Annotated in this window: 16 protein-coding genes and 1 pseudogene; 7 read left to right on the top strand and 10 right to left on the bottom strand. The window is 73.2% G+C overall.

The window, feature by feature from the left end; all coding sequences use genetic code 11:
* Positions 1-80: 80 nt before the first annotated feature.
* The 3 genes from ACFYUS_RS29075 to ACFYUS_RS29065 are packed head-to-tail and all read left to right on the top strand — an operon-like array spanning position 81 to position 4,289.
* A complete protein-coding gene (locus tag ACFYUS_RS29075) occupies positions 81-1,358 on the top strand; it encodes an MFS transporter (protein ID WP_388858369.1) in 1,278 nt (425 codons plus the stop codon).
* The gene (locus ACFYUS_RS29070; protein ID WP_388858366.1) at positions 1,355-2,638 is read left to right on the top strand and encodes an amidohydrolase; all 1,284 of its coding nucleotides are present in this window, start codon (positions 1,355-1,357) and stop codon (positions 2,636-2,638) included. The genes ACFYUS_RS29075 and ACFYUS_RS29070 overlap by 4 nt, the downstream gene beginning before the upstream one ends.
* On the top strand, positions 2,631-4,289 hold the full coding sequence (locus ACFYUS_RS29065) for an amidohydrolase (RefSeq protein ID WP_388858363.1): 1,659 nt from the start codon (positions 2,631-2,633) through the stop codon (positions 4,287-4,289). The genes ACFYUS_RS29070 and ACFYUS_RS29065 overlap by 8 nt, the downstream gene beginning before the upstream one ends.
* A gap of 84 nt (positions 4,290-4,373) precedes the next feature.
* Here the strand turns inward: ACFYUS_RS29065 and ACFYUS_RS29060 are convergent, their stop codons facing one another.
* Genes ACFYUS_RS29060 through ctaD form a run of 3 tightly spaced genes read right to left on the bottom strand, consistent with a single transcriptional unit; the run spans position 4,374 to position 7,232 of the window.
* On the bottom strand, positions 4,374-5,015 hold the full coding sequence (locus ACFYUS_RS29060; RefSeq protein WP_388858360.1) for a vitamin K epoxide reductase family protein: 642 nt from the start codon (positions 5,013-5,015) through the stop codon (positions 4,374-4,376).
* A 16-nt stretch (positions 5,016-5,031) separates the two neighbouring features.
* Positions 5,032-5,616, bottom strand: coding sequence for a hypothetical protein (locus tag ACFYUS_RS29055; RefSeq protein WP_388858357.1), 585 nt, complete (start codon positions 5,614-5,616; stop codon positions 5,032-5,034).
* Complete coding sequence (gene ctaD / locus ACFYUS_RS29050) at positions 5,613-7,232, bottom strand: cytochrome c oxidase subunit I (RefSeq protein ID WP_388858708.1); 1,620 nt, start codon at positions 7,230-7,232, stop codon at positions 5,613-5,615. The genes ACFYUS_RS29055 and ctaD overlap by 4 nt, the downstream gene beginning before the upstream one ends.
* A 306-nt stretch (positions 7,233-7,538) precedes the next feature.
* Here ctaD and ACFYUS_RS29045 point away from each other — a divergent pair, with 306 nt between their 5' ends.
* Positions 7,539-9,209: a GAF domain-containing protein gene (locus ACFYUS_RS29045; RefSeq protein WP_388858355.1), complete on the top strand. Its 1,671-nt coding sequence runs from the start codon at positions 7,539-7,541 to the stop codon at positions 9,207-9,209.
* Between the two features lie 30 nt (positions 9,210-9,239).
* On the opposite strand, the gene ACFYUS_RS29040 is transcribed toward ACFYUS_RS29045, so the two are convergent.
* The 4 genes and pseudogenes from ACFYUS_RS29040 to ACFYUS_RS29025 form a co-directional block, all read right to left on the bottom strand.
* Complete coding sequence (locus tag ACFYUS_RS29040; protein ID WP_388858352.1) at positions 9,240-9,962, bottom strand: response regulator; 723 nt, start codon at positions 9,960-9,962, stop codon at positions 9,240-9,242.
* The gene (locus tag ACFYUS_RS29035) at positions 9,956-10,216 is read right to left on the bottom strand and encodes a hypothetical protein (protein ID WP_388858349.1); all 261 of its coding nucleotides are present in this window, start codon (positions 10,214-10,216) and stop codon (positions 9,956-9,958) included. The genes ACFYUS_RS29040 and ACFYUS_RS29035 overlap by 7 nt, the downstream gene beginning before the upstream one ends.
* Positions 10,217-10,450: 234 nt before the next feature.
* Positions 10,451-10,975: a hypothetical protein gene (locus ACFYUS_RS29030; RefSeq protein WP_388858346.1), complete on the bottom strand. Its 525-nt coding sequence runs from the start codon at positions 10,973-10,975 to the stop codon at positions 10,451-10,453.
* A 191-nt stretch (positions 10,976-11,166) separates the two neighbouring features.
* A pseudogene (locus ACFYUS_RS29025) lies at positions 11,167-11,373 on the bottom strand (protoporphyrinogen oxidase); the annotation flags it as partial.
* A gap of 160 nt (positions 11,374-11,533) precedes the next feature.
* Here ACFYUS_RS29025 and ACFYUS_RS29020 point away from each other — a divergent pair.
* The 3 genes from ACFYUS_RS29020 to lanKC all read left to right on the top strand — a co-directional run bounded on the left by ACFYUS_RS29020 (position 11,534) and on the right by lanKC (position 16,139).
* Entirely contained in the window at positions 11,534-12,496 is a 963-nt protein-coding gene (locus ACFYUS_RS29020) for an acyl-ACP desaturase (RefSeq protein ID WP_388858343.1), read from the top strand.
* A 215-nt stretch (positions 12,497-12,711) separates the two neighbouring features.
* Positions 12,712-13,269, top strand: a complete 558-nt coding sequence (locus ACFYUS_RS29015) for a pyridoxamine 5'-phosphate oxidase family protein (RefSeq protein ID WP_388858340.1) — start codon at positions 12,712-12,714, stop codon at positions 13,267-13,269.
* A gap of 281 nt (positions 13,270-13,550) precedes the next feature.
* Positions 13,551-16,139 carry a class III lanthionine synthetase LanKC gene (lanKC, locus tag ACFYUS_RS29010; RefSeq protein ID WP_388858337.1) on the top strand — a complete coding sequence of 863 codons (2,589 nt, stop codon included), beginning with the start codon at positions 13,551-13,553 and terminating at the stop codon, positions 16,137-16,139.
* 555 nt (positions 16,140-16,694) lie between these two features.
* On the opposite strand, the gene ACFYUS_RS29005 is transcribed toward lanKC, so the two are convergent.
* The 3 genes from ACFYUS_RS29005 to ACFYUS_RS28995 form a co-directional block, all read right to left on the bottom strand.
* Entirely contained in the window at positions 16,695-17,576 is an 882-nt protein-coding gene (locus ACFYUS_RS29005; protein WP_388858334.1) for a carbon-nitrogen hydrolase family protein, read from the bottom strand.
* An 8-nt stretch (positions 17,577-17,584) separates the two neighbouring features.
* Positions 17,585-19,111 (bottom strand): APC family permease, encoded by a 1,527-nt coding sequence (locus ACFYUS_RS29000; protein ID WP_388858331.1) that lies wholly within the window; start codon positions 19,109-19,111, stop codon positions 17,585-17,587.
* Positions 19,112-19,537: 426 nt separating this feature from the next.
* Positions 19,538-20,134 (bottom strand): TetR/AcrR family transcriptional regulator, encoded by a 597-nt coding sequence (locus ACFYUS_RS28995; RefSeq protein WP_388858328.1) that lies wholly within the window; start codon positions 20,132-20,134, stop codon positions 19,538-19,540.
* Positions 20,135-20,299: the final 165 nt, after the last annotated feature.

The raw sequence follows: 20,299 nt of genomic DNA, 5'->3' as shown, positions 1-20,299 counted from the left end.
ACGGCTTCATCGTGCACAGACCGGATCGTAGGGGCACTTCCGGCCGGCGCCCAGTGCCGGCCACCGGCGAGAGGAGAGCCGTGTCCGCTCCGCCCCTTCCGGCAGCCCTCAGGGGACCTGCTTCCCGTACGGTCAGGACGACCGTCGTCCTGCTGTTCGCCGCCTGGCTGGTCGACTACGCCGACCGCCTCGTGATCAACCTCGTGCTCCCCTCCTTCGGCGAGGAGTTCGGTCTCGGCCGCGGGCAGCAGGGCCTGGTCGTCTCCGCCTTCTTCCTCGCGTACGCCCTGTGCCAGATCCCCGGCGGGCTGCTCGCCGACCGCTTCGGTGCCCGGCGCGTCATCTGCTGGGCGCTGCTCGCCTGGTCCCTGTTCACGGCGCTGACCGGTCTCGCGTGGTCCTTCGCGGCGCTGCTCGTGCTGCGGTTCGCCTTCGGGGCGGCCGAGGGCGTCTTCCCGCCCGCCTCGATGAAGGCGCTGGTCGAGCGGACCGCGCCGGAGGAGCGGATGGGTGCCAACGGGCTGATCATGAGCTCGAACGCGATCGCCGCCCTCCTCACCCCGCTCGCCGTGGCCCCCCTGATCGCCGTCTTCGGCTGGCGTTCGGCCTTCTTCTCGACCGCCGCGCTCGGGGTCGCCGTCCACGCGGCCGTACGACTGCGGCTGCCGGATCCGCTGCCCCGCGCCACGGACGGCTCCCCCGCCGCCCCGCACGGTGTCCGCGAGATCCTGCGCGTGGGCGTGCTGTGGCGGTTCGCGCTGATGATGTTCGGATACTCCGTGATCGCCTGGGGCCTCACCACCTGGATGCCGTCCTACCTGAGCGAGGAGCGCGGTGTCCCCCTCGCCTCGGCCGGCGCCCTCATGGCGGTCCCCGCGCTCGGGGCGGCCGCGGCCACGATCCTGGGCGGCCGGATCTCGGACCGCCTGGGCGGACACCACCGCAAGGTGATCGTGCCCGGCATGACGGCGGCGGGGATCTTCCTGCTCCTCATGGCCTTCTCGGACTCGCTCACCGGCTTCGCCGTCTTCGGGACCCTCGCGGTCTTCAGCGCCTCGCTCGGCTACATGCCGATCTTCTCCGTGCCGCTGCGCGGTCTCGCGCCCGAGCACGTGGGGGCGGGCAGTGCCGTGATCGTCTTCGGCGGCCAGGTCGCCGGCATGGTCGCCCCGCCCGTCATGGGCCTCCTCGCCGACGCGATCTCCTTCCGGGCCGCCTTCGCCTTCCTCGTGCTCGGCGCGGTCATCGCCGCGCTGACGGCCCTCCTCACCCCTCAGGACGCCGCGTCGTTCCGGGCCGTGACCGGCCCGCTCGGTGAGGCGTCCGACCGTCCCTCCTCCGCAAAGGAACTCTCGTGAACGCTCTCGCCCCGCTGCTCTCCGGGCTCACCGACCGGCTGCCCGGCCTCCAGGCCCTCTACCGGGATCTGCACGCCCATCCGGAACTGTCCTTCCAGGAGTTCCGCACGGCCGGCGTCGTCGCCGCGCTGTTGCGGGAGCAGGGCTGGCAGGTCACCGAGGGCGTCGGCGGTACCGGGGTGGTGGGCGTGCTCACCAACGGCGAGGGCCCGGTGGTCCTGCTGCGCGCCGACATGGACGCGCTGCCCGTACGGGAGGAGACCGGCCTGCCCTATGCCTCCACCGCCACCGCCACCGACCCGGAGGGCAACGAGGTCCCGGTCATGCACGCGTGCGGCCACGACATGCACGTCACCTGTCTGCTCGGTGCCACCGCCCAGCTCGCCGCCCGGCGCGAGGGGTGGCGCGGCACGGTCGTCGCCGTGTTCCAGCCGGCCGAGGAGGTCGGCGGCGCGCCGGCCATGATCGAGGACGGCTTCCTGGAGCGGTTCCCGCGCGCCGACGTCTGCCTGGGGCAGCACGTGGCGCCCGCGCCCGTCGGTTTCGTCGGCACCCGTCCCGGGGCGGTGATGGCCGCCTCCGACAGTCTGCGGGTCCGGCTCTTCGGGCGCGGCGGGCACGGGTCCATGCCGGAGGCGACGGTCGATCCGATCGTGATGGCGGCAGCGGTCGTCATGCGCCTGCAGACCGTCGTCTCCCGCGAGGTGGGAGCGGCCCAGACCGCCGTGGTGACCGTCGGTTCGCTCCACGCGGGCACGAAGGAGAACATCATTCCCGACACCGCCGAGCTGCGGATCAACATCCGCAGTACGACTCCGGCGGTACGGGCCCGGGTCCTGGAGGCGGTCGAACGGATCGTCCGCGCCGAGGCCCTGGCCTCCGGCGCTCCGAAGGAACCGGAGATCACCCGGCTCCCCTCCTTCCCGGTCACCGTCAACGATCCCGAGGTCACCGGCGTCGTCCAGGACGCGCTCACCGCCGCGCTCGGAGACGGCCGTGTCTTCACCCTGCCCCAACCCCTCACCGGCAGCGAGGACTTCGGGACCTTCGGCACCGCCCTCGGCGTCCCCTCGGTCTTCTGGTACTTCGGTGGCGTCGATCCCTCGGTCTACCGGGACATCGACCCCTCCTCCCTCCTGGAGGACGGTCTGCCCGACGCCGTCCCCTCCAACCACTCCCCGCACTTCGCCCCCGTACCGGAGCCCACGATCGAAACCGGTGTGACGACGCTGCTCGCGGCCGCCGCCCACTGGCTGTGCGAGGAGGCCGGCCGTGCGTGACACCGCCCCCGACCTGATCCTCACCGGCGGCCCGGTCCTCACCATGGACCCCGCGCGCCCGCGCGCCGAGGCTCTCGCCGTCCGCGCGGGAACGATCGCCGCCGTCGGCGGCCGCGCCGAGGTGCTGGCGCTGCGGGGCCCCCGCACCGAGGTCGTCGACCTGGCCGGCCGGGCGCTGCTGCCCGGTTTCGTCGAGGCCCACGGCCACCCCACGATGATGGCGCTCGCCGTCGCCCCGCCCGCCGTCGACGTCCGCCCGTTCACGGTGCCGGCCGGTGCGGACGTCTCCGCCCTCATCCGGGCCGCGGTGGCCGCCGCGCCGGGCGAGCCGGTCTGCGCGTACGGGATCGATCCGCTGCTCCAGCGCGATCTGCCGGTCCCGACCCGGCGGGCGCTGGACGCGCTCTGTCCCGACGCCCCGCTCGTGGTCGTCTCGAACAGCGGCCACGCCGCCTGGGCCAACACCGCCGCCCTGCGTGCCGCCGGCATCACCCGGGACACCCCCGATCCGGCCGGCGCCCGCTTCCTGCGGGACGCCGACGGCGAACCCACCGGCGAGGCCCACGAGGGCGGGGCCGTCGAGGCGCTGCTGTGGGTGGTGGCCGGCGACCGGGTGAGGCCGGAGAGGCTGGCCGCCTCGCTGGACTGGGCGTACGCCGAACACGCCCGGGTCGGGATCACCACGGCCGCCGACATGTCGACCGAGCCGAGCTTCGTTCCGGCGCTGCGGGCCGCGGCGGCGCGCCCCGGCGCGGCCCTGCGGGTCCGTTCGTACCTCATCGGCACCCCGGAACTGGCCGCGGACTCCGGCCGCCGTTTCCCCGGACACGCCCCGGCCGAGGACCTCTTCGGCGTCTCCGGCGTCAAGCTGTGGGCCGAGGGCACGGCCTTCCAGGGCACGATCGCGACCAGCTTCCCGTTCCTGGACAGCGCGGCCACCCGGGGCATGGAGGCGATCCGCTGCGCGCACGCGCCGATGAACTACACACCGGAGCAACTGGCCGAGCTGGTCGCCGCGTTCACCGCGCAGGGCTACCCGATGGCCTGTCACGTCCACGGCGACGTCACCTTCGAGGCGGTCCTCGACGCCTACGCGAAGGCCGGAGCGGACGATCCGGGCCGGCTGCGCGCGCTGCGTCCCCGCATGGAGCACTGCGGCGCCGTCACCCCCGACCAGTACCGCAGGGCGGCCGGACTGGGGGCCACCGTCAGCCTCTTCATGGACCACATCCGCTGGTGGGGTGACGTCCTCGCGGACGACCTGTTCGGCGCGGAGGTCACCGACCGCTGGATGGCCGTGCGCTCGGCCTGGGACGCCGGTCACCGCGTCTCGCTCCACAACGACGGCGTCTGTTCGCCCACCGACCCCCTCTCCTCCGTCGCCACCGCCCTCACCCGCCGTACCCCCGCGAGCGGCCGCGTCCACGGCACGGCGGAGGTCCTCACCCTCGGCGAGGCGCTGCGCGCGGTCACCACGAACCCGGCCTGGCAGCTCCACCTCGACGACGAGATCGGCATGCTGCGCCCCGGCATGCGCGCCGACCTCGCCGTCCTGGCCCGCGACCCGTACACGGTCCCGCCCGCACTCCTGCCGGACGAGGCCGCCGTGACCGCCACGTACCTCGGCGGCCGTCCCACCTGGACGGAGTGAACGACATGCCTCCGGACCCGCGCATCGCCGCCCCGCCGCACGCCTCCCCGTCCCGAAACCCCGGGGTCGGTTTCCGTCCGGCCGTCAGAGCAGGGTCCGCCAGTAGTCCCACCAGCGGGTGGCGATGAGGATCACGATGCCCAGGTACCAGGTGACCGCCACCACCCAGTGGAACTCCTGCACCCCCGCCACGAGTCCCCGGGGGGCCCGGATGATCCCGTGCCTCAGGTTGTGCGCGGTCGTGTACCAGAACATCGCGATGGTCGCCGCCCAGGCCAGGCAGCACCACAGGCACAGCGCGCCGATCTCGTACAGCGCCTGCGTCATCAGCCACATGCAGAAGGAGGCGCCGAACAGCATGCCCGCGTTCAGCCCGAGCCAGACCCGGCGACGGAAGCGGGACCCGGAGAGCAGCGCGAACCCGACGAAGGCGACCACCGGGTAGGTCAGGAGTCCGAGCATCGGGTTCGGGAAGCCGAACACGGACGCCTGGTCGCTCGTCATCACGTTCGTGCACGACACGATCGGGCTGAGGTTGCAGGACGGACTGAAGCCCGGGTCGGAGAGGAGCCGGATCTTGTCGATGGTGATCACGAAGGAGGCGAGGGCGCCGAGGGCGCCGGTCACGATCAGCAGCCAGGCGAAGGTGCGCGAGGCACCGGTCGCGCCTGCCGGCGTGATCCGCCGCGCGCCTCTGTCCGCCTGTGCCTCGGAGGTAGTGGCCATCGGGGGTCGTTCCGCCTCACTGGTGTTCGGGGGCGAGCCTTCGGCCCCGGTGGGGCCGGGCGGGGCCGGGCCGGTGGACGCGGGCGGGGCCTGTCCTCAGTACGGCCGCGAGCAGGGCGGACGCCGCCAGTGCGGTGGGTGCCGCCACGGCGACCAGGGGACTCACCCCGTACGCCCGGCCCCAGGTCAGGAGCAGGAACGCCGCGGCGACGGCGACGAGCAGTCCCGTGCCGGCCCATCGGGCGAAGAGGACGTGCCGGCACGCCCCGTGCGGTGGCGGTACGGAGTCCAGGGCCGCCCAGCAGGCGGCGTCCTCCCGTTTCTCGCGGCGGCTGCGTACGGCCGCCCGTGCGCGCAGGACGGCGGCCGCGCCGGCACCGGCCGCCGCCACCGCGAGCAGTGGCCGGCCGGGAACTCCCAGCAGGAGGAGCAGGGCGGTCGTGGCGGCCGTGGCCCAGCCGGTGACGCAGGCGGCTGCGGCGAGGCGGCGGGAGACGGGGCGGTCGGCGCCCGCGCGCAGGTCGACGAGGGCGGGGACGTACCAGACGCAGCCGGAGGCGCTGACGGCGCCGATGCCCAGGGCCAGCACGGGGGCGGTCACCGCTGGCTCACCACGTCGTGCGGCCTGTTCTCGAGACGGTCGAGGGCCGCGATCTCGGGGTGGTGCAGGTCGAAGGCCGGGGATTCGGAACGGATCTTCGGCAGGGTGAGGAAGTTGTGCCGCGGCGGCGGGCAGGACGTCGCCCACTCCAGCGAACGGCCGTAGCCCCACGGGTCGTCGACCTCGATCTTCTTGCCGTACTTGGCGGTCTTCCAGACGTTGTAGAAGAACGGCAGGAAGGACAGGCCGAGGAGGAAGGAGCCGATGGTGGAGACGGTGTTGAGGGCGGTGAAGCCGTCGGCTTCGAGGTAGTCCGCGTAGCGGCGGGGCATGCCCTCGGCGCCGAGCCAGTGCTGGACGAGGAAGGTGGCGTGGAAGCCGACGGTGAGGGTCCAGAAGGTGATCTTGCCCAGTCGTTCGTCGAGCATCTTGCCGGTGAACTTGGGCCACCAGAAGTGGAAGCCGGCGAACATCGCGTACACGACGGTGCCGAAGAGCGTGTAGTGGAAGTGCGCGACCACGAAGTACGAGTCGGAGACGTGGAAGTCCAGCGGGGGCGAGGCCAGGATGACGCCGGTCAGACCGCCGAAGGTGAAGGTCATCAGGAAGCCGGTGGCCCAGAGCATCGGGGTCTCGAAGGACAGCGAGCCCTTCCACATCGTTCCGATCCAGTTGAAGAACTTCACGCCGGTCGGTACGGCGATGAGGAACGTCATGAAGGAGAAGAACGGGAGCAGGACGCCGCCGGTGACGTACATGTGGTGCGCCCACACGGTCACGGAGAGGCCGGCGATCGCGATCGTGGCGGCCACCAGACCGATGTAGCCGAACATCGGCTTGCGGCTGAAGACCGGGACGACCTCGGAGATGATGCCGAAGAACGGCAGGGCCAGGATGTAGACCTCGGGGTGGCCGAAGAACCAGAAGAGGTGCTGCCACAGCAGCGCTCCGCCGTTGGCGGGGTCGAAGACGTGCGAGCCGAACTTCCGGTCGCATTCGAGGGCGAAGAGCGCGGCGGCGAGGACCGGGAAGACCATCAGCACCAGCAGGGACGTGAGCAGCACGTTCCAGGTGAAGATCGACATCCGGAACATCGTCATGCCCGGGGCGCGCATGCAGATGATCGTGGTGATGAAGTTGACCGCGCCCGCGATCGATCCGAAGCCGGAGAGGGCCACACCCATGATCCACATGTCGGCGCCGAGGCCGGGCGAGTGGACGGCGTCGGAGAGCGGGGCGTAGAGGAACCAGCCGAAGTCCGCGGCGCCGCCCGGGGTGAGGAAACCGCCCGCGGCGATCAGCGAGCCGAAGAGGTAGAGCCAGTACGCCAGCATGTTCAGCCGGGGGAAGGCGACGTCCGGCGCGCCGATCTGCAGCGGCATGATCCAGTTCGCGAAGCCGGTGAAGAGCGGCATGGCGAAGAGCAGCAGCATGATCGAACCGTGCATCGTGAACGCCTGGTTGAACTGCTCGTTCGACATGATCTGCGTGCCGGGGCGGGCCAGCTCGGCGCGCATCATCAGGGCCATGACACCACCGATGATGAAGAAGAAGAGCGCGGAGCAGAGATAGAGCGTGCCGATCTGCTTGTGGTCGGTGGTGGTGAGCCACCCCACCCATGAGGGCCGGGCCGGCCGTGCGGCCTCGCCCTCACCCGTCGAGTGCGGGAGCCGCGACTCCCCTGCCACCACCTGAATACTGCGTGCCTCGTCCACCGGACGGCGACCTCCACTTCCGCGTTGCTGTCACCGGCCGGGAAGCACTCGCGTACGGGGGATGCCGCGGCGCTTCCCGGCCGCCGGACCATGCTCGTGGCCCTCCCCCGGGCCCGGCAGGGCCGAGCGGTACCCGGCGGCGGAGCGGCGGGAGGGCCGTTCGGCCCCTGCCGTTCGCGGCGACCGGGCACCGCGTACCCTGCGAACATGTCCGACACCGCACCGCACGTGGCCTGGCCGCGCCTCGACGTACCCGACCGGATGCACGGCCTGCTCGCCGCGGTCATGGACCTGGGCCGGGACCTCGAACTCCCGCAGGTGCTGCGGAGCATCGTGGAGGCCGCCGTCAGCCTCACCGACGCCGAGTACGGAGCGCTCGGAGTGATCGACGACCGGCAGAAGCTCTCCCAGTTCCTGCCCGTGGGCATGGCCGACGACATGGTGGCGCGGATCGGTCCGGCCCCGTGCGGCCACGGCATCCTCGGCGAGCTCATCAGCAACCCCTCGCCGCTGCGGCTCGACGACCTGACCTCTCATCCCAGCAGCTTCGGGTTCCCGCCCCACCATCCGCCGATGCGCACGTTCCTCGGGGCGCCCATCCGGGTCCGGGACGAGGTGTTCGGCAACATCTACCTGACCGAGAAGCGGGGCGGCGGCGCTTTCGACGCCGACGACGAGGCCGTGCTGACGACGCTGTCGATGGCGGCGGGCGTCGCCGTCGACAACGCCCGCCTGTACCACGACAGCCGGCGCCGGGAGCACCGTCTGGAGGCACTGGGCGAGATCACCCGCGCCCTGCTCGCGGGCACCGACACCGACGAGGTGCTGCGGCTGATCGCCCGGCGGGCCATGGAGGTGGCCGACGCCGACCTCGCCGCCGTCCTCCTGCCGTCCGTGCCCGCCGGCGATCTGACCGTACGGGTGGCTCACGGCGACGCCGCCGACCGCGTCCGGGGAGTGCGGCTGCCGGCGGCGGGCTCGCTCGCGGGCCTCGCGGCCCGCACCCGCGGGCCCGTCGTCACGACCGATGTGCACGAGGATCCCCGGGCCCTGCCCCTGGGCGGGGCCGACAGGGACGGGCACGGGCCCGTGGTGGCCGTGCCCCTGCCCGTGGACGACGTCGTGTGCGGGGCTCTGCGGCTGAGCCGGAGGGCCGGCAGGCCGGGCTTCGACCCGACGGAGACCCTGCTGATCAGTGGTTTCGCCGATCAGGCGGCGATCGCCCTGGAACTCGCGCGGCGGCGCGCCGAGTCCGAGGAGCTGGCGGTGCTCCACGACCGCGACCGCATCGCGCGGGACCTGCACGACGTCGCGATCCAGCGGCTGTTCGCGACGGGCATGACGCTGCAGAGCGCGACGCGGACGATCGAGGACGCCGGGGCCGCCGAGCGGGTCACCCGCGCGGTGGACGATCTCGACGCCACGATCCAGATCATCCGCTCGACCATCCTCCAGCTGCGCACGACCGCCGACGACCTGGGCGGCCCCGCCCTGCGCCGACGGCTGGCCGAGACGGCCCAACTGGCCGCCCAGCACTTGGGGTTCACGCCCTCGCTGCGCATCACGGGGCCGGTCGACAGCACCGTGCCGGAGGAGCTGGCCGAGCATGTGCTGGCCGTGGCGGCGGAGGCGCTGAGCAACACCGCGCGGCACGCCGGGGCGCGCCGCGCGGATGTCGGGCTCTCCGTCCCGGACACGGCCGACCGGATCGTCCTCACCATCACGGACGACGGGGCCGGCCTGGGCTCCGCCCGGCCGACCGGCGGGCTGCTCAACATGGGCTCGCGCGCGGAACAGTGCCGGGGCACCCTCCGCCTGGAGTCACCCCTGGAAGGCGGCACGAGGGTCGTCTGGAGCGCTCCGCTGTCCGTCGACTGATCCGGCTCCCCCCTTCGGGGGCCCTTCGGGTCACGTCTGGTTGTCGTGCGGATCCCTGAGGCGTTCGGCGATCATCGCCGCCTGGATCCGCCGTCCCACCCCCAGCTTCGCCAGGATGGACGACACGCGGTTCTTCACCGTCTTCTCCGCGAGGAAGAGCCGCTCGGCGATCTGCCGGTTCGTCAGCCCCAGGCCGATCAGGTCGAGGATCTCCAGCTCGCGCGGCGAGAGCCGGTCGAGCTCTCCCGGCACGACGGCCTTGTGCTCGGGCTCGGGTACGGAGCCGCGTATCCGGGCCATCACCCGGTCGGTCATCCTCGGGTCGATCAGCGACCTGCCCGTCGCCACCGTACGCACCGCGTTCACCAGGTCGGAGCCCCCGATCTGCTTGAGGACGTAACCGGCCGCGCCGGCCATGATGGCGTCGAACAGGGCCTCGTCGTCGTCGAAGGAGGTCAGCATCAGGCAGGCCAGCCCGGGGAGTTCCGTGCGCAGTTCGCGGCACACCTCGACGCCTTCGTGATCGCCGCCCGCCGAGGCGCCGAGGCGCACGTCGAGCACGGCGACGTCCGGCCGCGCGGCGGGCACCCGGGCGAGCGCCTCGCGGGCGTTCGCCGCCTCGCCCACCACCACGATGTCCGGTTCGGCTTCGAGCAGATCGCGCACGCCCCGTCTGACCACCTCGTGGTCGTCGAGCAGGAAGACCCGCACGGGCGCGGCGGCGGAGGGGGCGGGGTGGCCGGCGGTCAGCATGCCTGCCTCCCACAGGAACCGCACACCGCGCCGCCCGCGCAGGAGGTCGCCGACGCGCCTGCCGTACCCGCCCACGCCACCGCGCGGGTTCCGCGCGCGCAGTACCAGGCCGCGTTGGAGCAGAACCCCGCCGCGAGCACCCAGGCGAGCCCGGCCCACGAACCGCGGGCGAAGGACACGGCGGCGGCGGCCGTGCAGAGCAGGCAGAGCACGAGGGCCGCCAGGGCGACACGACGGGAAGGACGGGGTTTCACAGAGAACTCCTGATCAGGCGACAACGGTCGCGACGTGAGGGGTGGTCCACCGGCTGCGGCGGTGCCGGGCCGGGCGCGGAACGAGCGTCAGTATCGCAACCCCTCCACAGGGCCGAACGGCCCTGTCGGACTCCCGACGCGCCGTGATCGACTCGCCTCCGCGACCCGGGGCGCCGGCCTCGACGGGGTCCGGCCGTCCCCCCGGGCCACCGGTCGGCGCCCCGGGGCCGCGCTTCACCCGCGGGATGAGGGCGCCGAGCCCTCCCGGCCCGCCCCGTGGCGCGCCGGCTCGCGGATCGCCGCGACCGGCCACACCACGTCCACCGTCACTCCGCGGGCTCGCGCGTACGCCACCAGGTGCGCGGTGGCGTCCCTCCCGTTGGAGGGGGAGCCGTCCCACACCGCGAAGATCCGGGAGCACTGCCCGATCAGCGCCTCGTCCGCGCCCACACAGGCGTCACGGTCGTCCGGGTCGTAGGTGAGGAGTCGCACCTCCTCGGCGAGCGCGACCACCTCCCGGGCCGGCTCCAGGCCGGCCGACGCCAGTGGAGCCGGCACCGCCCGCTGGGCGGGCAGGAGCACGACGAGTCCCCGGCCCGAGGCGCGCACCGCGCGCCCGAAGGCCGCCGACAGCGCGGACCCGGCACGGACCAGGCCGGACACCGGCCCGCCCAGGCGCTCCAGGCGCACGCGGAGTTCGCGCTCGACCGCTCTCAGCGTGTCCGGGGCCAGGTCGGCGTGTCCCACCGCCGTGATCATCGTTCCCCTCGCTTCCTCGCCCTGGGGGCGCTGTGCCGACGTGCTCCGCACGGGGCCGGTTCGGCCCGCAGCACAGTGAACCGGCCTCGTCCGACGGGACGACAGGGGCCGAACGGCCCTTCTGCGGTGCGTCCGCGCGGCACGTCCTCGCCGTCACGCGGTGCCCAGCACCGCGTCGGCCGCCGTCGGCCGCTCGCCACGCAGTGGGCGATGCCGACCCCGTCGTAGGCCGCTCCGCACATCCCTGTCCCCGGCGGCTTCGCGACCGCCTCCCTGATCCGCCCGACCCGCGCCGTGTGACCGACCGCGTACGGGGGCAGCCCGCCGTGCCGGCGACTGACCCGTGACGCCACCGGCGCGGCGGTCAGGCCCAGGATCTCGCCCAGGTCGTGCCGCGCGGCCTGGTTCCGGAGCGTCGGCGGGCCGGAGGCCCACGGGCGGTGAACGCGAGCCGTCCGTACCGGCAGAAGGGGCCGAACGGCCCCATCGGAACATCACCGCGGGCCCGTAACTTACGGCTCCGTAGGTACGAGAGATTCCGTGAAAGGCCCCCTTGCCGTGACCCTGCCGACCCTCCGCACGTCCGATTCCTGGGCGGACATCCGCATCCTGCACGCGCTCGAAGAAGTCGTGGAGCGTGAACTCGACCGCCATGTGAGCGTCTTCAAGGAGTGGATGCCCCACGCGTACGTTCCCTGGTCCAGGGGACGGGACTTCGACGGGGTCCTGGAGGGCGAGCCCTGGTCCCCGGAGCAGTCGCCGCTGTCCGAGGTGGGCCGGGTGTCGATGGTGGTGAACCTTCTCACCGAGGACAATCTGCCCAGCTACCACCACGAGATCGCCACCCTGTTCGGGCGTGACGGGGCGTGGGGCACGTGGGTGCACCGCTGGACGGCGGAAGAGGCCCGGCACTCGATGGTGATGCGGGACTATCTCCTCGCCTCGCGGGCGGTGGACCCCGCGGCCCTGGAGCGCGCCCGGATGACCCACATGTCCGCGGGCTTCGAGTCGGACAACCGCCACTCCCCTCTGCACACGGTGGCGTACGTCGCCTTCCAGGAGCTGGCCACCCGGATCTCGCACCGCAACACCGGCCGCAGTTCCGGGGACCCCGTGTGCGACCGCCTGCTCGCGAGGGTCGCCCTCGACGAGAACCTGCACATGCTCTTCTACCGCAACCTCCTCGAAGCGGCCCTGGAGATCGCCCCGGACGACGCCATGCGCGCCGTCGCCGACGTGGTCTCCGGCTTCCGGATGCCGGGCCACGGCCTGCCCGGCTTCGAACGGGCCGCGGCCCGCATCGCCCTCGGCGGCGTGTACGACCTGCGCATCCACCACGACGACGTCCTGCAGCCCGTCCTGCGCCACCTCAAGGTGATGGACCTCTCCGGCCTCGGCCCCGAGGGGCTCGAGGCCCAGCAGGAACTCGGCGAGTTCCTCATGTCGCTGGACGCCCAGGCCACCCGGTTCGAGGACCGCAGGGCCACGCTCCTGGCGCGCCGGGCCGCCGCGCGGGGCTAGGGACGGCCGTGGCCGGTGGAGCCCCCGGCCCCCGGCCGGGCCCGTCTCCTTGCCTGGCGCGGCCTCACCCGAGCGCCTGGCCAGACCGGGTGAAGCCGCGCGGTCGGTGAAACGGGCCCGTCGGACAGGGGGCCAGGGGCCGAACGGCCCTTCCAGCGGGCCACGGCGGGTCCTCTAATGAAGCTCCGCCCCCCTTCCGCCCCTCAGGACGCCCCGTGAACGACGTTCCGTCCCTCTCCACCGCCCCGGTCGGCCAGGCAGCCCCGGCGGCCGCCGCCGGGCCACGCCGTACGGTCGCACTCGACCCGGACGAGGCCCTCCATCTGCTGGGCAGCGTCCCCATGGGCCGGATCGTCTTCACCCGGCAGGCACTGCCGGCCATCCGTCCGGTCAACCACGTACTCGACGGCGGCGAAGTCGTCATCCGCACCCATGTGGGCTCCGCGCTGACGCTCAGCGCCCGGGAGGCCGGGGCCCGGGGCATCGTCGTCGCCTACGAGGCCGACGACATCGACGCCGCCACCCGCCTCGGCTGGAGCGCCGTCGTCACCGGCTACTGCCGCCTCGTCACCGACCCCGCGGACATCGCCCGTTACGAGAGCCTCCTCACCCCGTGGTCGGACCGGCACACGGACCAGGTCGTGCGCATCCACCCCGACCTCGTCACCGGCATCCGCCTCATCGACCCGAACGCCTCCGCCGACCATGTCGCCGACGACAGGCCGGAGTCCGGGCCCGCACGCCGGCAGGCACCGCGGGCACGTGTGATCTGAGGCGGCCTCCTCACCGGCCGATACGGCACCTCCTCCGGCCTCCCCGGACACCGGCCGTCGGGCGACGACCGGGCGCCGCGGGCGACGACCGTGCGCCGCAGGTGGCCGGCCGATCGCCTCAGGTGGCCGGCCGATCGCCGGCCGGACGGCCGCCGGAGCCGGCGGGGAGGTGTGCCGCCCGTCGTCGCATACCGCCGCCGAACTGCCTGCGTACCTGCCGGTCCCGGCGTCCGGCGCACGAGACCGTGGGGACGGCCCACCACCCCCTGTGAGGAGATCCCGTGCTCGAAGGCTTCGGCGAGGCGCTCGCGGACCGGGAGTACTACCTGCCGCTGACCGGCGTGGCCGACCCCGGACCGCGCTTCGTCCCCGGCGAGGTGCCGCCGGGCCTGCGCGGCTCCGCCCAGGGCATCTGGACGGTCTGGGGAAGTCCGGGGTCCGGGCTCGCCGAGCAGGGCTGGAAGATCCATGTGTCGGCGCGGCTCGACCGGGCGCAGCACGTGCTCGACACGGTCGCCGGGATCTGTTTCTCCGAAGGGGTGCCGTTCAAGCACCTGAGTGCCCGGCTCTTCTTCCTGTTCCTCCATCACAAGCACGCCGTACGGGCCCAGTCGGGCAAGTTCTGCGCCGTCTACCCGCCGGACACGGCGACCGCCCGCCGACTCCTCGAACGCCTGCGTGACGCGCTCGACGGGGAGGAGGGGCCGTACGTCCTCACCGACCGGCGCTTCCGCGACTCGCGGACGGTCCACTACCGCTACGGCTCCTTCGGCGGCGCCCGCAGCCGGCTCCGGGCCGACGGCACCCGGGAGGGGATGGTCCTCGACGGCTCCGGCCGCGAGGTCGTGGACGCGCGGCTGCCCGCCTTCCACGTGCCCGCGGGGATCACGGACCCGTTCGTCGAGCAGGAGGAGCAGCCGCACGCGGGCCCGATCCTGATCCGCGACTACGAGGTGACCCGCGCGGTGCGCCTGAGCAACGCCGGCGGCGCCTATCAGGCCCGCGACCGGCGGACCGGCCGTACCGTCTTCCTCAAGGAGGCCCGTGCCCACAACGGTCTGGTCTTCGACGGGACCGACGCGCGGCGGCGACTGCGGCACGAGTACGACGTGCTGCGCGAGCTGCACGCGGCCGCCCCGGGAGTGGGCCCGGAGCCGCTGGACCACTTCACGGAGTGGGAGCACGACTTCCTCGTCACCGAGTACGTCGTGGGGCAGCCGCTGGTGGGCTGGCTGAGCCGGTCCTCCCCGCTGGCCCGCGCCGACCGCACGGCCGAGTCCGTCGCCGCGTACTACGGGGCGTGCCGGCGGCTGCTGGCCGCGCTGGACGCCTCGCTCGAACGGCTGCACGCCGCCGGCTACCGGTTCGGCGACCTCAGCCTGGGCAATGTCCTGGTCACGCCGTCGGGCGGGGTCCGTCTCGTGGACTTCGAGGCGGCCTCGGCGCTGTCCTCGGCCCCGTCCGGGATGGGCACTCCGGGGTTCACGCCGCCGCCCGGTCTGCGCCGGGCCGACACCGATCCGCTGCTGCAGGACCGGTACGGCGCGTCGGCGGTCGCGCTCGCCTTCCTGGCACCGTTCCACGAGACCGCCGAGCACGCGCCCGCCAACCTCGCGCTGCTGCGCCGCGATCTGGCGGACGTGGCGCCGCCGCAGGACCTGTGGCAGCGGGCGACCGCTTTCCATCCGACGGAGGACCAGGACGGTCCCGGCCGCCTCCCCTCCCCCGCCGAGCTGGACGCCGATCCGCGCGGCTGCCTCACCCGGCTGGCCGGGGAGGTGACCGCGGGTCTCCTTGGGACGGCTGACGCCGACCGCCCGGAGTGGGCCTTCCCGCCCTCGCCCGAGGCGTTCCGGACCAACAACGTGTGCCTGGCCTACGGCACGGCCGGGGTGGTGCACGCCCTGCACCGCGCCGGGGCCGCGGTGCCGGAGGAGATCCGCGAACGGCTGCGCCGCGACACGCTGGCGCTGCGCGGCGCGCTGCCTCCCGGACTGCTCGTCGGCTCGGCCGGCATCGCCCGGGTGCTGGCCGACCTGGGCCGGCTGGACGAGGCCGTCGACCTGCTCCGGGACGCCGACGGCCACCCCCTCACCGCCTCCTGCGGCACGCTGGCCGGCGGGCGGGCCGGGGTCGGCCTGGGCTGGCTCGCCCTGCACCGGCTGACCGGGGAGAGCAGCCACCTGGAGCGGGCCGCCGCAGCGGGGGAAGGCCTGCTGCGCACCCCCGACCTGTCGGCCGCCCTCGGCGAGCACGACGCCCGCGGCCTGCTGCACGGCCGCTCGGGGCTCGCCCTCTTCCTCCACCGCCTGGCCCGCGCCACCGGCGAGGCCCGTTTCCTGGAGGCGGGCCGCCTGCTGCTCCACCAGGAACTGGACCGGACCTTCCCGCTGGACGACGGCGCCCTGTCCCTCTCCGACAACGCGCGGCTCACCCGTGCCATGCCGTACCTGGCCACGGGCGCGGCCGGTCTCGCGGTGGCGCTCACCCGCTACGTGGCCACCGCGCCGGACGAGCGCTGCGCCACGGCACTGCCGCGGCTGGTCTCCGGCATCCGGGTCTCCTGCGCCACGAAGGAGGCGGGCCTGTACCGGGGACTGGCCGGACTGACCTGGTTCCTCACCGAGCACGCCGAGCTCACCGGCACGGACGCCGCCCGCGAGGACGCCGTACGCGCCGCGACCGGCCTGGTGAAGTACGCCGTCCCGTACCGGCGCGGTGTCCGCTTCCTCGGAGCGGGCTCACAGCGGTTCACCGCCGACCTGTCCACCGGCGGAGCCGGTGTCCTGCTGGCCCTGCACCGCCTACTGGCCGGCCCGCTCCTGACGGAGCCCCACCACGCCCGTCCCCGCCTCCCGGCAGCCGTCTGACGTCACCGGACGGGCCTCCCACGACCCCCTGGGCACGGCGGCGAACACCTCCGCGCCCAGGTGTGCAGTGACCATCCGACACGACCCCGACAGAAAAGAGGAGATCACCCATGAGCCAGATCATCGCGCTCCAGACCCTGGAGACCGAGCAGGAGACCGACGCCTTCGCCCCCTGCTTCAGCGTCGCCTGGAGCATCAGCGACATCTTCCCCGACCCGATGTAACGAGCCGGCACCCGCGAAGGCCGGAACCGGTGGCCCACCACCGGTTCCGGCCCTCCGCGTTCACCCGCCCGGCGTCCGGCGGTTCACCGGACCCCGTGCGGAGAAGGTCCTGGTCCACGGCCACCGCGGCTTCGGTGCCGGCGGCGGCGGGCGGGCACTCCCTCGTGCCGGGCGCCACCGGTCGACGACTCAGGGGCGAGGACCTCGCCCGCCGCGCGGCCACGGGCCCACGGAAGAACCCGGTGCCGCCTGCCGCCCATGGGCAGAGAAGCGGGACAGGCGGCACCGGTGGGGGACCCTCCCCGGGGGCTGGTCCGGGTGGGTTCCCGGCTCAGTGACCCGCGGGCTCCTTGAGCCAGTCGGGGGTGCGGAACGTGCCGCCGTACATGGGTAGTCCGATGTGGTCGCCGTGGCGGGCGAGCTGGGCCCAGGGGCGGTTGATGCCGGCGGAGCCGTAGGTGCGGACGCGGGTGACGGCGTCGAGGTCGAGGACGTCGACGAGGACCTCCTCGCCGGTGCCCGCCTGCTGGCGGACCGTTCCCTCCGGGTCGACGATGACGCTCGCGCCGACGCCGGCCGGGTCGGGGGCGTTGACGTTGACGACGTAGAGCTGGTTGGTCCAGGCGTTGGCGCGGGCGCAGACCAGCTCCATGTCGCGGTCGCGGGTGGTGGTCAGCGTCGGCTGGATCATCACCTCGGCTCCCAGCCAGGCCAGCTGCCGCGCGGTCTCCGGGAACGAGCCGTCGTAGCAGACGGCCAGGCCGGCGCGGCCGATGCCGGGCAGGTCGAAGACGACGAAGTCGCTGCCGGGCCGGGTCTGCTCGTACGGCTGCCAGGGGAAGACCTTGCGGTAGCGGGCGGCGATCTCGCCCTCGGGGGAGATCGCGAGGGCGGTGTTGTAGACGTGGCCGTCGTCGCCCCGCTCGTACACGGTGCCGGGGACCAGCCAGAGGCCGGTCTCGCGGGCCAGGCCGGCGAGGCGGTCGGTGAGCGGTCCGGGGATGGTGACGGCGGCCTCCTCCATCCACTTCTCGGGGTGTTCGGCGAGCATCGGACCCTCGGCGGCGAGGAGCAGTTCGGGCACGACGACGAGCTGGACGTGGGGGAAGAGCTCGCGGACGGTCCGGATCTGGTGGGCGAACCGGGACCAGGTGGTTTCCGGGTCGTACGGCACGGGGGCGGTCTGGACGGCGGCGATGGCCAGGGTACGCATCGGCGGGGTCAGCTTTCGTTCGGGGCGGATTCGGTGGTGGCCGGCGGGGCGACGGAGGCTTTGCCCTCGCGGAAGAAGCGGGGGAAGCGGGCGCGGATCAGCAGGACGACGAGGACCCCGAGGGCCACGGCGCCGACGCCGAGGAGGAAGACGCCGCCGATGCCGTGGAAGGAGGTGCTGCCGTAGTCCGGGGCGATCGTGTCGTAGGCGCTGCGGGCGAGTGCGGCGAGCATCATCAGTCCGCCGAGCGCCGGCAGCACGCCCTTGAACAGCAGGTCGCGTACGGAGTCGCGCAGGCGGTGGCGGAAGTGCCAGACGCAGGCGAAGGCGGTGGCTCCGTAGTAGCAGGCGATCAGGAGCCCGATGCAGAGGATGGCGTCGCCCAGGAAGCGGGGCGAGGCCAGTTTGAGGACGACCAGGGTCACGGCGGTGGCGATGCCGAAGAAGACGGTGCCGACGGTGGGCGTCCGGTGGCGGGGGTGGATGCGGGCGAACCTCCCCGGCAGGGCCCCGTGGGTGGTCATCGACAGAAAGCCGCGGCCGCTGCCGACCAGACTGGTGAGCATCGCGGACAGGGCGCTGACGCAGACGGCGAGCTGGACGACGGTCGCCAGCGCCTTCCCGAGCAGCGGCGGAGCGAGGGCCGCCAGGAAGTCCGTGGCGTTGTCGGGGTTGCCGAGGCCGATGCCGGTGGTGCCGGTCCCGGCATAGCCGACGGCGGCGAACGCGGTGAACAGGTAGGTGACGAGGAGGACGAAGGTCGAGATCAGGACCGCGCGGCCGGGTACGCGGTCGGCGTCGCTGCTCTCCTCGTTCACGGTGATCAGCGCGTCCCAGCCCCAGTAGATGAAGAGGCACAGCAGCACCGCCTCGGCGAACGGACCGGCGCCGTCGAAGGCGAAGGGGTTGAGCCAGGACAGCGACGGCGTGGCTGCGCCGGGCCGGGTGAAGGCCGCGAGGCCGAGCCCGAACAGCGCCACGAGCTGCAGTCCGAGCAGCGCGTACTGGATGCCGGTGGCGATCTGCAGTCCCCGGCGGGCCAGCGCGGTCGCCCCGGCGAGCAGGAGCAGACCCGTGACGGTCACGGCGGCGTCGTTGCCGGCCAGACCGTCGAGGCCGAGGACGGAGAGCAGGTAGGTGGCGCTGACCTGGGCGAGCGCGGTCATGGCGAAGAGGGTGGCCACGGTGGGCACCCAGCTTCCGACGAGCCAGCCCGTCCAGGGGCCGAAGGCCCGGGTGTTCCACACGAAGGTGGTGCCGCAGTCCGGCATGTCCCGGTTGAGCTCGCGGAAGGCGAACGCCGTCAGCAGGATCGGCACGAAGCCGATCAGCAGCGCGGCGGGCGCGAGGTGCCCCACGGTCATGGTGACCAGGCCGAGCGTGACGGCGATGGAGTAGGCCGGCGCCGTGGAGGAGAGTCCGAGGGCGACCACACCGAGCAGGCCCACGCTGCCGCTGCGCAGACCTTTGCTGACGGGGCTGGGGGATGTGCCGGCTCTCGGTCCGGCAGCGGTGTCATTCGAATCGAGCGTCACGGTGGAGGCTCCTCACAGGAGACGCTTTGTTAAACCGAGATTTAAGAAGCTGACCACCTCGTCGTCAAGGGCAGAGATTCTGTCGTTAAACACAAATACGGAGAGCCACCGGGCGGCCGTGATCGACCGGACCGCCGACGAAGGGCGAGATACGGCGGAGGGGAACGGCTCAAGGCGGCCCGTCGAGAGCAAGCCGAGCACGGCCCGCCCAGCGGGCGCTACCGGTACGGGGCTTGGACGGGCCGCCAGCGCGGCGCGAAGCAGCGGCCTTCGGCCTTCAGCCGCCTTCGGCCTTCAGCCGCCTTCGACCTTCAGGCGCCGAGGCGCTCGACGCCGTGGACGCTCACGCCGTCGACGCCGGCCTCCTCGGCTCGTGCGGCGCGCCGAGGAGGCCGGCGTACGGGGCGGGACGGTGTCGAGCCGGCTTCAGGGCGTCCAGCCGGTGACCGCCCGGACGTAGGCGTGCAGGGCGGCGATCACCTGGGCGCGGGAGCGGCGGCCCGCGAGGACCTCCATCTGGAAGCCGTCCTCCAGGGCGAGGAAGGTGGCCGCGAGCTGCAGCGGCGGATCCTGGAGGGTGAAGTGCCCCTGGGCCTGGCCGAGCAGCAGGATGCCGTAGTAGATCGCGATCTGGCGCTCGGTCAGGGAGCTGTCGAGCGTGGCGGCCTTGACGTCGCGCAGGCAGCGCGGCCAGTACTCGAACAGCAGCCGCGTGAGCGTGTCGTCCGGTCCGGTCGCCACTCCCTTGTCGATGCAGGCGCGCAGCCGGTCCCGCGCGTCGGGGTGGGCCTCGACGGCCTCCTCGCGTTCACGCGCGAAGCGCTCGATGGCCCGTTGGTACGTCTCGTGGACCAGGGCGTCCAGATCCCCGTAGTACAGCAGCGCGGCCGGGGTGACGCCCGCTTCCTCCGCGACGTCCCGGAGCCGGAGGGATTCCAGCCCGCGCACGAGGAGTGCCCGCTCCACCGCCTCGGTGAGCTCCGCCATGCGGGCTTCCTTGCCCTTGCCTCCGCCGCGCCCCACGACACTGCCTCCTCGCTCATACGGTCACGCTTCACCGCATCTCGCCCCCATTAAAACAGCGGGTGTCATCTGTTGACAGCCTTGAGCGAGGGTTCTTAAATCTCGTTTTAACGATATGGCCGATCCCTCCGCAGGACCCGGGCGGCCGGCCGCCACTCACACGGA

Origin of the sequence: Streptomyces sp. NPDC004284, assembly GCF_042874035.1 — a bacterium.
In the GTDB taxonomy this organism is placed as follows: Bacteria; Actinomycetota; Actinomycetes; order Streptomycetales; family Streptomycetaceae; genus Streptomyces.
Note: the sequence above shows the minus strand (reverse complement) of the source record. Positions and strands in the feature narration are given on the sequence as shown.

Coding starts and splice junctions, on each gene's coding strand:
- ACFYUS_RS29045 (WP_388858355.1), top strand. CDS start 7,539: ATGTCCGACACCGCACCGCACGTGGCCTGGCCGCGCCTCGACGTACCC.
- ACFYUS_RS29030 (WP_388858346.1), bottom strand. CDS start 10,975: ATGATCACGGCGGTGGGACACGCCGACCTGGCCCCGGACACGCTGAGA.
- ACFYUS_RS29040 (WP_388858352.1), bottom strand. CDS start 9,962: ATGCTGACCGCCGGCCACCCCGCCCCCTCCGCCGCCGCGCCCGTGCGG.
- ACFYUS_RS29060 (WP_388858360.1), bottom strand. CDS start 5,015: ATGGCCACTACCTCCGAGGCACAGGCGGACAGAGGCGCGCGGCGGATC.
- ACFYUS_RS29005 (WP_388858334.1), bottom strand. CDS start 17,576: ATGCGTACCCTGGCCATCGCCGCCGTCCAGACCGCCCCCGTGCCGTAC.